Origin of the sequence: Kitasatospora sp. NPDC050543 (assembly GCF_044457565.1) — a bacterium.
Lineage (GTDB): Bacteria > Actinomycetota > Actinomycetes > Streptomycetales > Streptomycetaceae > Kitasatospora.
Genome location: NZ_JBITGZ010000004.1, coordinates 207,785 through 222,261 on the forward strand (window position 1 = coordinate 207,785; position 14,477 = coordinate 222,261).

12 protein-coding genes are annotated in these 14,477 nt (G+C 74.3%); 8 read left to right on the forward strand and 4 right to left on the reverse strand.

Features of this window, described 5'->3' with window-relative positions; all coding sequences use genetic code 11:
• Positions 1–126: 126 nt before the first annotated feature.
• Genes ACIBH3_RS06890 through ACIBH3_RS06900 form a run of 3 tightly spaced genes read left to right on the forward strand, consistent with a single transcriptional unit; the run spans position 127 to position 3,795 of the window.
• On the forward strand, positions 127–630 hold the full coding sequence (locus tag ACIBH3_RS06890; protein WP_396310843.1) for a helix-turn-helix transcriptional regulator: 504 nt from the start codon (positions 127–129) through the stop codon (positions 628–630).
• A gap of 50 nt (positions 631–680) precedes the next feature.
• The gene (locus tag ACIBH3_RS06895) at positions 681–1,445 is read left to right on the forward strand and encodes an ABC transporter ATP-binding protein (RefSeq protein ID WP_396310975.1); all 765 of its coding nucleotides are present in this window, start codon (positions 681–683) and stop codon (positions 1,443–1,445) included.
• Positions 1,446–1,449: 4 nt separating this feature from the next.
• Positions 1,450–3,795 carry an FtsX-like permease family protein gene (locus ACIBH3_RS06900; RefSeq protein WP_396310844.1) on the forward strand — a complete coding sequence of 782 codons (2,346 nt, stop codon included), beginning with the start codon at positions 1,450–1,452 and terminating at the stop codon, positions 3,793–3,795.
• Between the two features lie 191 nt (positions 3,796–3,986).
• Here ACIBH3_RS06900 and ACIBH3_RS06905 read toward each other — a convergent pair whose 3' ends face one another.
• The 3 genes from ACIBH3_RS06905 to ACIBH3_RS06915 form a co-directional block, all read right to left on the reverse strand.
• Positions 3,987–5,186 (reverse strand): phosphodiester glycosidase family protein, encoded by a 1,200-nt coding sequence (locus ACIBH3_RS06905; RefSeq protein ID WP_396310845.1) that lies wholly within the window; start codon positions 5,184–5,186, stop codon positions 3,987–3,989.
• Positions 5,187–5,374: 188 nt separating this feature from the next.
• Positions 5,375–6,559 (reverse strand): ricin-type beta-trefoil lectin domain protein, encoded by a 1,185-nt coding sequence (locus ACIBH3_RS06910; protein WP_396310846.1) that lies wholly within the window; start codon positions 6,557–6,559, stop codon positions 5,375–5,377.
• A gap of 242 nt (positions 6,560–6,801) precedes the next feature.
• Positions 6,802–7,644 carry a helix-turn-helix transcriptional regulator gene (locus ACIBH3_RS06915; protein ID WP_396310847.1) on the reverse strand — a complete coding sequence of 281 codons (843 nt, stop codon included), beginning with the start codon at positions 7,642–7,644 and terminating at the stop codon, positions 6,802–6,804.
• Between the two features lie 63 nt (positions 7,645–7,707).
• Between ACIBH3_RS06915 and ACIBH3_RS06920 the strand changes: the two genes are divergently transcribed.
• From ACIBH3_RS06920 to nadE, 5 genes are all read left to right on the forward strand, one after another.
• A complete protein-coding gene (locus tag ACIBH3_RS06920) occupies positions 7,708–8,853 on the forward strand; it encodes an epoxide hydrolase family protein (RefSeq protein ID WP_396310848.1) in 1,146 nt (381 codons plus the stop codon).
• Between the two features lie 89 nt (positions 8,854–8,942).
• Complete coding sequence (locus ACIBH3_RS06925; protein WP_396310849.1) at positions 8,943–9,866, forward strand: 5-dehydro-4-deoxyglucarate dehydratase; 924 nt, start codon at positions 8,943–8,945, stop codon at positions 9,864–9,866.
• Complete coding sequence (locus tag ACIBH3_RS06930) at positions 9,866–11,197, forward strand: glucarate dehydratase family protein (protein WP_396310850.1); 1,332 nt, start codon at positions 9,866–9,868, stop codon at positions 11,195–11,197. The genes ACIBH3_RS06925 and ACIBH3_RS06930 overlap by 1 nt, the downstream gene beginning before the upstream one ends.
• A gap of 154 nt (positions 11,198–11,351) precedes the next feature.
• On the forward strand, positions 11,352–12,194 hold the full coding sequence (locus ACIBH3_RS06935; protein ID WP_396310851.1) for an NAD-dependent epimerase/dehydratase family protein: 843 nt from the start codon (positions 11,352–11,354) through the stop codon (positions 12,192–12,194).
• A 339-nt stretch (positions 12,195–12,533) separates the two neighbouring features.
• Positions 12,534–13,364, forward strand: coding sequence for an ammonia-dependent NAD(+) synthetase (nadE, locus tag ACIBH3_RS06940; protein ID WP_396310852.1), 831 nt, complete (start codon positions 12,534–12,536; stop codon positions 13,362–13,364).
• 192 nt (positions 13,365–13,556) lie between these two features.
• Here nadE and ACIBH3_RS06945 read toward each other — a convergent pair whose 3' ends face one another.
• A complete protein-coding gene (locus ACIBH3_RS06945; protein ID WP_396310853.1) occupies positions 13,557–14,465 on the reverse strand; it encodes a hypothetical protein in 909 nt (302 codons plus the stop codon).
• Positions 14,466–14,477: the final 12 nt, after the last annotated feature.

Consider the following 14,477-nt stretch of genomic DNA (forward strand, 5'->3'; position numbering starts at 1 on the left):
GCCACTGCCGGGTACCCAATGGGCCGGGCGGTCTGCCTCGCGTACCGTGTGATCGGGCCGAACCACCGGGCCACGTCCACTGACGACAGAGTATGCCCGGACGATCGAAGGGAGGGGAGAGTCGCAGTGCGGCTACCGCTGCTCGCCCTGCTGGCCAAGGAGCCCGCGCACGGCTATGAACTGAAGCAGGCCCTTGAACTGACCTTCGGCGCCGCGTACCCTCGGGCCAACATCGGCCAGGTCTACGTCACTCTCGGGCGTCTCGAGAAGGCGGGCCTGATCGAAGGCCAGGACGTCGCCCAGGACGGGAAGCCGGACAAGCGCGTCTACGCCATCACCGAGGCAGGCCGCCAGGAGGTGGCCGAATGGTTCGCCGAACCGACCGAGGGGCCCCGGGTCCGCGACGACTTCTACATCAAGCTCGTCCTCGCCCCCGAGACCGAACTCGCCGACCGGCTGACCCTCATCAACAACCAGCGCCGCCACTACCTCAACGTCATCCGCGGCCTCAACCGGATGGCCACCGAGGAACGCGGCAACCGGGTCTCCCAGCTGCTCATCGAAGGAGCCGTCCTGCACCTCCAGGCGGACCTCGACTGGCTGGAGCGCTGCCAGGAGGAGCTCACGTGAGCGGCCACGACGCCGAGGCCATCGCACCCGTGCCGCAGGGCACCGCGCCCGTGCCACCGGCCGGCGCACCCGTGCCGCAGGGCGCCCCGCCCGTACTGCGCGCCACCGGCCTCACCAAGACGCACCGCGGCGCCCGCCCCGGCGCCGACGTGCCGGCCGTCCGCGGCGTGGACCTCACCGTCGACGCCGGCGAGTTCGTCGCCATCACCGGCCCCTCCGGCGCGGGCAAGTCCACCCTCCTCCACCTGCTCGGCGGCCTCCAGCGCCCCGACACCGGTGAGATCCACCTCGGCGGCCGACGCGTGGACACCCTGCGCGAAGCCGACTGGGCCGTCCTGCGCCGCCGCCGCATCGGCATCGTCTTCCAGACCGGCAACCTCGTCTCCGACCTCACCGTCGCCGACAACATCGAACTGCCCGCGCTGCTCGCCGGCCACCCCGCCCGCGCCGCCCGCGAGCGCCGGGAGGGCCTGCTCGCCGAACTCGGGCTCACCGACCGGGCCACCGCCGCGCCCGCCGCGCTCTCCGGCGGCGAACGCCAGCGCGCGGCCCTCGCCCGCGCCCTCGTCAACGACCCCGACCTGCTGCTCGCCGACGAACCCACCGGCAGCCTCGACAGCCGCAGCGCCCGGGAGGTGCTCGCCCTGCTCACCCGCCACCACGCACGAGGCCGGACGATCGTGCTGGTCACCCACGACGCCCGGGTGGCCGGCAGCGCCGACCGGGTGGTCAGCCTCTTCGACGGCCTGATCACCGACGACGCGCGCATCACCGACAGCCCGTCGGCCCGCCCAGTCATCGACCTCGGCGGCTGAGCCCGTGCGCGCCGCCCTGCGCTGGATACGCGCGGACCTCCGCTCCCACCGCCTGCCCGCCCTGCTCGTGGTGCTCGCCACCGCCGGCACCGTCGCCGCCCTGCTGCTCGCCGGCGCGCTGCTGGACACCGTCGGCGGCCCCTGGCAACGGCAGTTCGCCCGCGCCGACGGCGTCCACGTCTGGGTCGAGACGCGCAGCGAACACGCCGACACCGCCCTCGCGACCCTGCCGGGCGTCACCGGCGTCGCCGGACCCTACCCGACCGCCATCGTCGACCTCACCGGCCGCGACGGCACACCCGTCACCGGTCCGCCGCTCGCGCTCGGGCTGCGCGCGGCCGACCCCGAACCCGCGGCCCTCTCCCACCCGCTCCAGGCCACCGGCAGCTGGCTCGGCCCCGCACACCCCGACGGCGTCGTCCTGGAACGCTCCCTCGCGGCCTCCGCCTGGGTCCGCACCGGCGACCGGATCACCGTCCGCGGCACCGACGGCCGGGAACACGCCCTCACCGTCCTCGGCACCGCCGACAGCCCCGACCGCGCCCGCCACCCCGATCTGCGGCCCGGCCTCGGCTGGGTCCTGCCGGGCACCCTCGACCTCGTCCAGCCCGACGCGGGCCGACAGGGCCACGCCGTCGGCCTGCGCCTGGCCCACCCCGCCGACGCCGACTACATCGCCCAGCGCGCCGTCAACGCCCTCGGCGGCGACCAGGTCACCCACGTCGCCACCTGGACCGACGCCCGCGACTCCCACGAACGCGAGACCCGTCCCGTCGGCCTGCTGCTGGGCCTGTGCGGACTCGCCGCCCTGCTCGCCGCCGCCCTGGCGATCGCCGGCGCCGCCGGCGGCCGGGTCCGGGCCCGCCGTGGCGACATCGCCACCCTCAAGGCGCTCGGCTTCACCCCCGCCGGCATCACCCGGATGTTCGTCCTCCAGCACCTGCTGCTGGCCGGGCTCGGCCTCGCCGTCGGCGCACTCGCCGCCGCCGTGCTGCTACCCGCCTTCGTCCCCGACCCCGGCGGCTCGTCCGCCCCGTGGAACGGCTGGAGCGCCTGGAACGCCTGGCACGCCGTCCTCGGCACCGGCCCGGTCGCCGCCCTGGCCGCCCTCGCCTGCCTGGGCACCGTCGCCCTCGCCGCCGCCGTACCCGCCCTGCGCGCCGCCCGGGTCCCGGCCCTCCCGCCACCCGAGGGCACCCACGGCGAGGACCGGCCGCCCCGCGCCGCCCGGCTCGCGCTGCTGCGCCACCTGCCGCCCGCCCTCGTCCTCGGCGTACGCGCAGCCCTGCGCGGCCGCGGCCGCACCGCGCTGGCCGCCGGCCGGCTCGCCGTCCCGGTGATCGCCTGCACCCTGGCGCTCACCACCTGGTCCACCCTCGACGGCCTCGACCGCGCCGCCACCGGCGGCCGGCACTCGGCCGACCTCACCGTCCGCGCCACCCCCGGGCCCGACCCGCTGCCCGCCGAGCTCACCGCCGACCCCGACATCGCCGACGTCCACCCCGGCGCCGAACGGGAGGCACTCGCCCCCGGGCAGTCCGCCACCGTCACCCTGCGGGCACTGGGCACCACCGCCCGGCCCTACCCGTTCCAGGTCGTCCAGGGCCGCCCGATCCGCGCCACCAACGAAGCCGTCGCCGGCCAGGGCGCCCTCGACCTGCTCGGCGTCCAGGTCGGCCAATGGGCGCGGGTCACCACCGACGGCACACCCCGCATCCTGCACGTCGTCGGCCGGATCGTGGAACCCGACCGCGGCGGGCGCATCGTCTCGGTCACCATGGAGACCCTCGCCGACGCCGACGCCCCGGCCGCGCAGCCCGACTTCTACAGTGTCACGCTGCGCCCCGGCGCCGACGCCCGGCAGGTCCGGGCCGCCCTCGCCACCGCACACCCGGGCCGCCTCGATGTCCGGCCGGTCCAGCCGTTCGCCGAGCTCGGCACCCTGCGCGCCGCCGTGGCCGGACTGGTGGCCCTGCTCGCCCTGATCACACTCGCCGAACTCCTCACCGTCGCGTCCGCCGCCCTGCGGGCCCACCGCCAGGACCTCGCCCTCCTGCGCACCATCGGCCTGACACCCCGCCAGGCGACCGCCCTGGTGGTGACCCGCTCCGCCGCCGTCGCGCTGCTCGGGGTGCTGCTCGGCGCGGCCGTGGGCGTGCCGCTCGCCGTCGCCCTGATCGACGGGCAGGGCGCCGCCACCGGCATCGGCGCCGGGCTCGCCCACGCCCCCTCCGCGCTGGCCCTCACCGCGCTGATCGCCGCAGCCGTCACCGCCGCCGCCGGCGCCACCACCCTCCCGGCCCTGCGCGCCGCACACGAACCCCCGGGAGACGTCCTGCACCGGCTGTGACCCTCCCCCCGGAACGCCGTGCTCCACCGCCCGGCCGGCGCCGCCGCACCGGTGGGCCGCGGGAAGCCACACATGGACGGATCAGCGGCTCGCGGCCCGGCGAAGCTCTGGCTCGGATCCTGGAGACGGACGGGTCCAGGCGTGGTCCTTCACCTGGTCGTAGGCGCACGGGGCTCGGCGGGCGGCGGTGTTCACGGGGAGTAGACGGCGATGCCGTTGGGCACGGCGCGTTCCTGGGCTCCACCCAGGTTGTTGCGGACATTGACGGCCCCGGTGGCGTGGTCGCGGGTGACGAGGGTCACGGACGCGCCACCGTCCAGGTAGGCGCCCTCCTGGCAGCCGACGTCGGCGAGCACGTCGGCGAGCTCGGCCACGGTCAGGCCGCTGGAGGTGCCTTCGCGACCGTCGGTGGACAGCAGGCTCAGCAGCTGTCCGCCGCCCGCGATGCCGACGGCGGTGCGTGGTTCGGCGGTCACGGCCTCCAGGGCGGGCACGGGCCGGCCCTCCCGCAGCAGCGGATGGGCGCCGAGCGCGAAGGCGAACGGCACCCCGCCGTCGGCGTCCAGCCGGTATCCGACCTCGGCCGGCGTGCCGGGGGTCAGCTCCCGCAGTGCGCGGGCTCCGGCCTCGCGGCCGAGCAGGACCACGGAGCCCGCCGGGATCGCGCCGCTGCCCGGGGTGTCGGACACCGCCTCGACGCGGCCGTGGCGCACGGTCACCTCGTAGACGTCGCGGGTACAGGGCGCGGCGCGGTCGTCGTCGTTGCCGCAGGCCGCCCGTGCCCTGGAGGCCTCGCCCCAGCCGGGGGTGAACACGCCGACGGAGCCGACGGGCAGGGCGTACTGGTTGAGCCCCTTGAGCGGCAGGTCGGCCCCGGGGCTGGCGAGGTGGCCACGCAGGCTCAGACGTCCGGTACGGGCCTGTCCGTCGGTTCCGACGCCGAAGACGTCCTCGGCGGAGTCGCCCGGGGCCGGTGTCGAGCCGAACCGCTGGGCCTGCGGGACGGCGGCCTTCAGCGCGAGTCCGTCCGCGATCGCCGGGCCCGAGGTGGCACCGGTCGCCTGGACACCCGGGTGCTGCGCCTCGGAGATGTCGAAGAAGTCGCCGTTGACCGCGGCGACCGCGCCCTGCGCGAGGGCCATCTCGGACACCGGCTGACGGGCCGTCACCGTCCCCGGGAACAGCAGGCCGGCCCGCGCCCGGCCGTGGCGCAGGTCCACCGTCAGCAGGTGGACCCGTGCGCTGCCGTGCGAGGTGGGGACGGTGAAGGCCCGGTACTCGACTCCGGGGGCGACCTGCTCCGCTCCGGCCGCCGCCGCGGCGGGCGGGAGCCCGGCGGGAACGATCAGCGTGAGCAGTGCGACAACGACGGTTCGGACGGCAGGTCTCATGGAGCCACGATGCGGTCCGGGCGCGAGAGCCATCGCGCAGGCGCGACCCGTACGGGCCCCGAACTCACCCGCGCAGCGGAGGTTCGTCAGCGCCCGGCGGCGAGCCGCTCCCGGGTGGGTGCGGCTCGCCGCCGCTGCGCCGCCGCAGCGCGGGGACGCGGATGTCAGTGGTCATCAACTGCTTGCCTTCATGGGTTGAGTGCCCACTTCTGGTTGGCGCCGCCGGTGCAGGTCCACAGCTGCGTCGGGGTGCCGTCGGCCGGGCTGTTCCCGCTGACGTCCAGGCACTTGTCGGCGTTCAGGTTGACCACGTCGTGCGTGGCCGCGTTGTACGACCACCGCTGCGCGCCGGTGCCGTTGCAGTCCCAGAGCTGGACGCGGGTGCCGTCCGCGGTGCCGCCGCCGGAGGCGTCGAGGCACTTGCCGAGGGCCCGGACGGTGCGGTCGGCACCAACCGTCCAGCGCTGGGCGGAGGTTCCGTTGCAGCCGTAGAGCTGGACGCGGGTGCCGTTGGCGGTGCCGGCGGCGGCCACGTCCAGGCACTTGCCCGCAAGGCCCGTGAGGGAGCCGGCGTTGGTGGCGCCGGAGGTGCTGACCCGTACGTAGTCCACCACCAGCTGCTGGGGGAGGACGGTGGAGCCGTCGGGGTCACCGGGCCAGTAGCCGCCGACGGCGAGGTTGAGGATGAGGTGGAAGGGCTTGTTGAACGCCCAGCTCCGGCCGCCGAGGTCGGTGGGGGTGCGGTGCTGGTAGGCCGTGCCGTCCACGGACCAGGTGATCGAGTCGGGCGCCCAGTCGACGGCGAAGGTGTGGAAGCCGTCGGCGAACGCCTGGCCGTCCGGCAGGGAGTAGCCGGCTCCGATGCCGCCACCGCCGGAGTAACCGGGGCCGTGGATGGTGCCGTGGATCGTGCCGGGCTCGAATCCGACGTTCTCCATCACGTCGATCTCACCGCTGTTCGGCCAGCCGACCTGGCCGATGTCGTCGCCGAGCATCCAGAAGGCCGGCCACATGCCCTGCCCGCGCGGGAGCTTCATCCGGATCTCGACATGACCGTACGCCTGGGCGAACCGGCCCGCGGTGGTCAGCCGTGCCGAGGTGTACTGACAGGTGCCGTACCAGCACTGGTAGTTGGCCGGGTTCTCGCGGCGGGCAGTGATCACCAGGTGGCCCTGGCCGTCCAGGGCGGCGTTGCCCGCGGTGTAGTACTGCCGCTCGTGGTTGTTGACGTTGTCGCCGGTCTCGGCCTGCCACGCGCGGCCGTCGACGGCGGACCCGGCGGCGCCGTCGAAGTTGTCCTCGAAGGACACGGCCTGTGCGGCCACCGGGGCCGCGGTCGCGGGGTCGGGCGTCGAGCCCAGTGCGGTGACCATGGCTGCGACCACAAGAACTGTGGCCCAGAGCGGTCGTCGGCGTTCCGATGAGGACATGAACCATCGCCTCGATCCCGTGCGGTGGGAATGCCAACCAGCAGGTGGCACAGGGTGATTGACGGTCAGCTCGGCTGGGCTGGGGCCCGGCACCGGTCCAGACCTGTCTTCAGGAAGTGAACTCTCATGACGAAGCCCTGTCAATGAAACGGGCGTGCGGTCTCGCGGTGTGGGCGGCGGTGACGTCACCGGCCGGCGCGCTCCCTCGGCACTGCCTCGACGCTCCCTCGGCGGCCCGTCAGCGGCCCGTCGGTCTCCTCGCCGTCGGCTTCCTCGCCGCCGTGGGGCGGTGGCGTCGAGCGGGCATAGCGCTCCGCGAGCCGGCGGAGGTGGGTGACCAGCTCCACGGGTTCGGTGACGTCGAAGTCGAGGTCGAGCATGCCCAGGTGGACGGCGAGGGTCTGGAGCGTGTCGGCGCCGGTGATCAGGACGCAGCTGTCGGCGTCGAGCGCCTCGACCGTGCCGACCGCAGGGTTGATGCGCTCGACCACCGTCGCCGCCGGGGCGTGGACGGTCACCCGCGCGTGGTGGCGCCAGGCCGCGCCCGACACCCCCAGGGAGACGTACGCCGCGAGGTCGCCGCCGGGCGGTTCCCGTGGCGCGCTGCGCGGTCCGGTCGGGGCGGGGCGGTCGGCCGGCACCGCCACGGTGTACGCCTGGAGTGCCCGCACCCGTCGGCGCAGCCGCGAGGGCAGTACCTGTTCGAGCTTGGCCAGCGCCCGCAGCGAGGTCTCCTCCGTGCCGGGGGCGGCGCCCTGCGCGGCCGTGCGCAGGGCGATCGTCACCGCGACGGCCTCCTCGTCGTCGAGAAGCAGCGGGGGCATCGCCGCGCCGGCGCCCAGGCGGTAGCCGCCGGCGGCCCCGCGGGTGGCGTCCACGGGATAGCCGAGCTCGCGCAGCCGGTCGATGTCGTTGCGGACGGTGCGGCCGCTCACGCCCAGGCGCTCGGCGAGCTCGGATCCCGGCCAGGCCCGCGGGGTCTGCAGGAGGGAGAGCAGGCGCAGCAGGCGCGCGGAGGTATCGAGCATGACCGCCAGTCTGAGGTGTGTTTAGGAACGTACCGTGCCTATATCGAGAATACTGTTGTTCTCATGGAGACGAGCAGCAGTGCGGACACCCGCATCCAGCCGTACCGCATCGACATTCCGCAGCGCGAGGTCGACGACCTGCGCGACCGGCTGGCCCGGACCCGCTGGGGCGGTGAGATCCCCGGCGTCGGCTGGAGCCGGGGCGTGCCGGCCGACTACCTCAAGGCTCTGGCCGCGTACTGGGCCGACGGCTTCGAGTGGCGCGAGGCGGAGGCGGAACTCAACGGGTTCCCGCAGTTCACCACCGAGATCGACGGGCAGAACATCCACTTCCTGCACGTGCGTTCGAAGAATCCTGCGGCGGTCCCGCTGCTCCTGCTGCACGACTGGCCCTGCTCGTTCGTCCAGTTCGTCGAGGTCGTCCGGCCCCTGGCGGAGCACTTCCACGTCGTCGTGACCTCGACACCCGGCACCGGCTTCTCCGGCCCGCTCGGTGAGGCCGGCTGGAACACCGGCCGCATCGCGGGCGCGTTCGTCGAGCTGATGGGCCGGCTCGGTCACGGCAGCTACGGAGTACAGGGAACCGGCGGCGGCGCGTGGATCGCCGCCGAGATGGGGCGCCGGGCGCCCGAGCGGATCGTCGGCATTCACCTCAACGGCCTGGTGACGTTCCCCTCGGGGGAGGCCGGCGAACTCGACGGGCTGACCGGGCCGGAGCAGGAGCGGCTGGCCCGGCTGGAGGACTTCCAGCAGGACAAGATGGGCTTCAACGCGATCCAGTCCACCCGCCCGCAGACCCTCGCCTATGGCCTGCACGACTCGCCGGTCGGTCAACTGGCCTGGATCGTCGAGAAGTTCAAGGAGTGGACGGACCCCGCCGCCGAACTTCCCGAGGACGCGGTGGGTCGCGACCGGCTGCTCACGAACGTCAGCGTCTACTGGTTCAGCGGCACGGCGGGTTCCTCGGCGAACCTGTACTACGAGGCGGGCCACGATGCGAGCGCCTGGGCCCCGAAGCCGCGCGGCACCGTGCCGACCGGCGTGGCCGTCGCCCTGCCCACCGACATCGCCATCCGCCGCTTCGCCGAGCGGGACCACAACATCACCTACTGGAGCGAGCTGGAGCGCGGCGGCAACTTCCTCGCGCTGGAGCAGCCGGAAGCGTTCGTCGCGGACGTCCTCACCTTCTTCGGCACGCTCGGCAGCTGACGCCACGGCCGCCAAGGCGCCGGGGCGGCGGCGGCCCCGGCGCGCAAGGCGCCCGCTCCCACACCACACCCGATCAGCAAGGAGAGCCGATGCGCCCGCACGGGCTGCTGTCATTTCCGCTGACCCCGTTCACCGGCGACGACACCGTCGACCTGGCGGTGTTCGCCGCACACCTGGAACAGCAGATCGCCGCCGGGCCCGCAGCCCTGTTCGTGGCCTGCGGCACCGGCGAGTTCACCGCCCTGTCCCCGGACGAGCACCGCGACCTGGTCACCACAGCGGTACAGGTCGCCGCCGGCCGGCTGCCCGTGGTCGCCGGCTGCGGCGGCGGCCCCAGGATCGCCCGCGACTTCGCCCGCGCCGCCGCCGGATCCGGCGCCGACGGCCTGCTGCTGCTCCCGCCCTACCTGGTCTCCTGCACCCCCGCCGGGCTGGTCGACCACATCCGGTACGTCGCCGGGGCGACCAGCCTGCCGATCACCGTCTACCAGCGCGCCAACGCCGTGCTCGACGAGGCCGCCGCGGTGGCACTTCTGGACATCCCCACCGTCACGGCCATCAAGGACGGCCGTGGGGACGTCGACGCCATGCTGCGCCTGGTCACCGCCATCCGCACCAGCGGCCACCCGCGCGCCGCCGACTTCGGCTTCCTCAACGGACTGCCCACCGCCGAGCTGTCGGCCCAGGCGTACGCGGCGATCGGCGTCGAGAGCTACTCCTCCGCCGTGCACTGCTTCGCCCCCGACATCGCCACCGCCTTCCATCACGCCGTACGCACGGGCGACCAGCGCGTCGTCCGGCTGCTGCTCGCCGAGTTCTACCTGCCCTTCGTCACCCTGCGCGACCAGGTGCCGGGGTACGCCGTCGCACTGGTCAAGGCCGGCGCCAGACTCACCGGGCTGCCCATGGGCGCCGTCCGCCCACCGCTGGTGGACGTCACGCCCGCACACGCGCGGGAACTCGCCGCGATCATCGCGCGCGGCCGGTCCGCGCTCGCCACGCCGGAGGGCTGATGCGCATCCACGAGGCGGTGGTCACCCCCGTCGCCGTCCCGGACCCGCCCCTGCTCAACGCCGTCGGGGCGCACCAGCCCTGGGCACTGCGCGCCATCATCGAACTGCGCTGCGACGACGGCCTGGTGGGGCTGGGGGAGACCTACGGCGACGAGCCCCACCTGCGGCTGCTCCGGCGCGTCGCACCCACCCTCACCGGGCTCGACCCCTTCGACACCAACGGCCTGCTGCGCCGCGTCCGCACCGCGCTCGGCGACGCCGACGCACCCGACCGGCACGGACTGACCGGGGGGTCCAGCCCGCAGAAGACCACCCTGCGGGTGCTCAGTCCCTTCGAGGTGGCCTGTCTGGACCTCCAGGGCCGCCTCATCGGACGCCCGGTGGTGGACCTGCTCGGCGGCCGGGTCCGCGACCGGGTGCCCTACTCCGCCTACCTCTTCCACAAGTGGGCCGCGCACCCGGAGCCGGACCTCCACCCCGATCCGGGCCTCCACCCCGATCCGGACCTCCACCCGGCGCGGCGCGGCCCGGTGCCGCGTCGCGCCGCCGACCCCTACGGCGAGGCGCTGGACGCCGAGGGGATCGTCGCCCAGGCCCGGCAGATGATCGACCGTTACGGCTTCCGCTCGATCAAGCTCAAGGGCGGCGTACTGCCACCCGAGCGGGAGATCGACGCGATCCGCGCGCTGCGCGCGGCCTTCCCCGACCACCCGCTACGACTCGATCCCAACGCCGCCTGGACGGTACCCACCTCCATCCGGGTCGCCGCCGAGACCGAGGGCCTGCTCGAATACCTGGAGGACCCCACCCCGGGCCTCGCCGGCATGGCCGAGGTGGCCCGCAACGCGCCGATGCCGCTCGCCACCAACATGGTCGTCGTCAGCCCCGACGACATCCCCGAGGCCTTCGGCACGCGTGCCGTCGGCGTCGTGCTCGCGGACCACCACTACTGGGGCGGCCTGCGACGCTCGGCCGAACTCGCCGCGATCTGCCGCACCTGGGGCATCGGTGTCTCCATGCACTCCAACAGCCACCTCGGCATCAGCCTCGCCGCCATGACCCACCTCGGCGCCGCCCTGCCCGAACTGACCTGCGCCGCGGACACCCACACGCCCTGGCAGTGCGGCGAGGACGTCCTCGACGAGCCGCTGCCCATCACCGACGGCTCCGTCCTCGTCCCCACCGCCCCCGGCCTGGGCGTCCGCCTGGACCGCGACGCGCTGGCCCGGCTGCACGAGAACTACCTGCGCTGCGGCATCCGGGAGCGCGACGACACCTCGTACATACGGCTCTTCGACCCGGCGTACCGAATGCGGCGACCCCGCTGGTGAAGTCGCCGACGGCCCCGGCCTCCCCGGGTACCTGGCATGCTTCACAGCACCGGGCCGGCCACCCGGGCAGCCCGGTGCCGAGGAGTTCCGCGCGCGGGCGCCCCCACCGACCGTGCCCCCGCCCCGACCGCCCACCGACAGGAGCGCCGCACCGATGACCCAGCCACGCACCATCCTGCTGACCGGCGCCGCGGGCGGCGTCGGCACCTTCCTGCGCCAGAGCCTGCCGGGGTACGGGTACCGCCTGCGCCCGGCCGACCTCCGACCGCTCAAGGGCGAGCCCGACGCGCTGGTCTTCGACGTGCGCGACGCCGAGGCGGTCCGCGCGGCCGTGCGCGGCGTCGACGCCATCGTCCACCTGGGCGGCATCGCACTGGAGGACACCTTCGAGGCGATCCTCGGCGCCAACATCCAGGGCTGCCACAACCTCTACGAGGCCGCCCGGCGGGAGGGCGTGCGCCGGATCGTCTTCGCGAGCAGCAACCACGCCGTGGGATTCGTCCCGCTGCCCGAGGCGGGCAGCGGCCGGCTGATCGGCAGTGACATCCCCACCAGGCCCGACACCTACTACGGGCTCTCCAAGGTGTTCGGCGAGGGCCTGGCCTCGCTCTACGCCGACAAGTACGGCGTGCAGAGCGTCTCCATCCGGATCGGCTCCTGCTACCCCGCGCCCACCACCGTGCGAATGCTCTCCACCTGGCTCAGCCCCGCCGACTGCGGCCGCCTCGTCCACGCCGCCCTCAGCGCGCCGGACGTCGGCCACACCGTGGTCAACGGAATCAGCGCCAACACCCGTGCCTGGTGGGACCTCTCCACCGCCCGCGCCCTGGGCTACGTCCCCCAGGACAACGCCGAGGCCTACGCCGAAGCCCTCCTCGCCGCGCACGGCGAACTCCCGCCCGACCACGTCGACGCCCGCCTGATCGGCGGCTACTTCACGGAGCTCGAACCGGAGCCTGAACGGGAGCCCGCCCCGGAGCTCGCCCCGGGGGAGTGACCGGCGCAGACGTGGGGCGTGGACCACCTCGATGACGATCGGGGACTGCGATGGACCCTGCCGCATCCGCCTTGCGGCTCGGGGCGAGGTACCGCGGCCTCTCGTGGCCAGCTTGCCCCCGGTCGGCGGCTACCTGCTCATCCCGCCCGGCCCTGCTTGAGCGCGAGGCCGACCCGGCGGCGCTCCAGGTCCACGTCCAGCGGGCACACGCCCTGAGCAGGCCTTCGTAGCCTTCCTCTAGAGTGCTTCCGTCCCCTGCATGCGCCTGTGGCCCCGGTCCCGGCGGTGTGGTGGCGCGTGCCGACCCCCCCGCCCCACGGGCCCGAACGAGGAGCAAGCGTGACCGACCTGGCGTCCATATCCCTGCAGCAGGAGATCGCCCGGGACCTTCAGGTGAGTGAGTCCTTCGACGCACAGCAGGAGATCGAGCGCCGGGTGGCCTTCCTCGCCGACCAGCTGACCTCCACGGGCCTGCGCTCGTTGGTCCTGGGCATCAGCGGTGGCGTGGACTCCACGACCGCGGGCCGGCTGTGTCAGCTCGCGGTCGAGCGGGTGCGCGCGACCGGGCGGGAGTCGACGTTCTTCGCGATGCGGCTGCCGTACGGCGCGCAGGCCGACGAAAAGGACGCGCAGCTGGCACTGGAGTTCATCCGGCCCGACCGGGTCCTGACCGTCGACGTGAAGTCCGCGAGCGACGCCGCACTGGAGGCGGCGCTGGCCGGCGGGACGGTCTTCCGCGACGCGCACCACCAGGACTTCGTGCACGGCAACATCAAGGCCCGGCAGCGCATGGTCGCCCAGTACGCGGTGGCGGGCGCGCACGAGGGCCTGGTCGTGGGCACCGACCACGCCGCCGAGGCGGTCTCCGGCTTCTTCACCAAGTTCGGCGACGGCGCGGCCGACGTGGTTCCGCTCACGGGCCTGACCAAGCGGCGGGTACGGGCCGTGGCGCAGGCTCTGGGTGCGCCGTCCGAGCTGGTCGGGAAGACCCCGACGGCGGACCTGGAGACGCTGAACCCGGGCCGGCCCGACGAGGAGGCGCTCGGCGTCACCTACGACGACATCGACGACTTCCTGGAGGGCAAGCCGGTCGCCGAGGCCGCCTTCGCGGCCGTCGTGCGCCGCTACCGGCTCACCGAGCACAAGCGGCAGCTGCCGATCGCTCCCTGAGCCGGTCCTTCGTCAGCCGGGTCCGGAGGCGGACGGTGTCGCCTCCCACGGCAGCATCTGCGGACGCGCGGCAGGGCCGGCCGGACGCCCCCCGGCGCCCGGTCCTCGTCCGCCGCTGTTGCGGACGTTCATGGGGGCCGGCGGCTGTCGGTCCCGCTGTGGGTGGACAGCCGCCGGCCGGTGCCGGTTCGGTCAGCTCGTTGCCGCCGACCGGCGGCGGCGTACGAACAGCGCGGCCCCGGCGACCGCGGCCAGGGCTGCGGTCCCGGCGACGGCGGCCGGCTGCCAGGAAGGGCCGGCTTCCGGTACCGGCTCGTCCCCGGCGAGTCCGTAACCGCCGGCCAGGCCCTTGCGGTCGTAGGTGGAACCGGGCAGCTTGTCGCCGTAACGGGAGGCTACGAGCTTCTGGTACGCGGCAAGGGTGATGCTGCGCTGGCCGCCGAGGCTGGTGGTCGCCTCCTGGTTGAGCGGCTCCACGGTGCCCCCGTCCGTGACCCGGTACCAGGCGTGGATCTGTGGCTCGGTGAAGGTGCGGGCCTGCGGGGTGCCGCGCTCGGCGAGACTCAGCTCGGCATCTCCGTCCCGGATGCCGGCCAGCTGCCAGCCCTGCTGGGCAGCGCCCTGCGCCGTGCCCGGAGACGCGCCCTGAGGTGCGTCCGGAGCTGCGCCCTGAGGTGCGAGCAGCACCACGGCCTGGTGGCCGTCGGCCGCGTTCACCCGGGAGCCCACGTACGAGAGCCGCACCGCGTTCTGCGCGGTCGCCTGGACCTTGCCCGAGACGAACTCGGGGCTGAGCTCGAACATCGGCACCGGGTCCTTGAGATCGAATCTGGGTGGCCCGGCCAAAGCGTTCCCGGGCGCGCCCACGGTGCCGCCGTCGGCCGCCGGCGAGGCGTTCGCCTCGCGGGCCGCGACGAGGAAGCGCGAGACGGTGTCCCGGACCTGCCCACTCTGGAGGACCTGCTGCGCCGACTGGTAGTTGGGGACATCGTCACCGCCGGCGGCCTGCGCCTGCGTGGTGCCGCAGAGCACGGTGAGGGTGGCCGCGGCGAGGACGGCTGCCCGGGCGGCCGCACCTCGGGGGCGTCGAAAGGTCTGCATGATCGGTCGTCT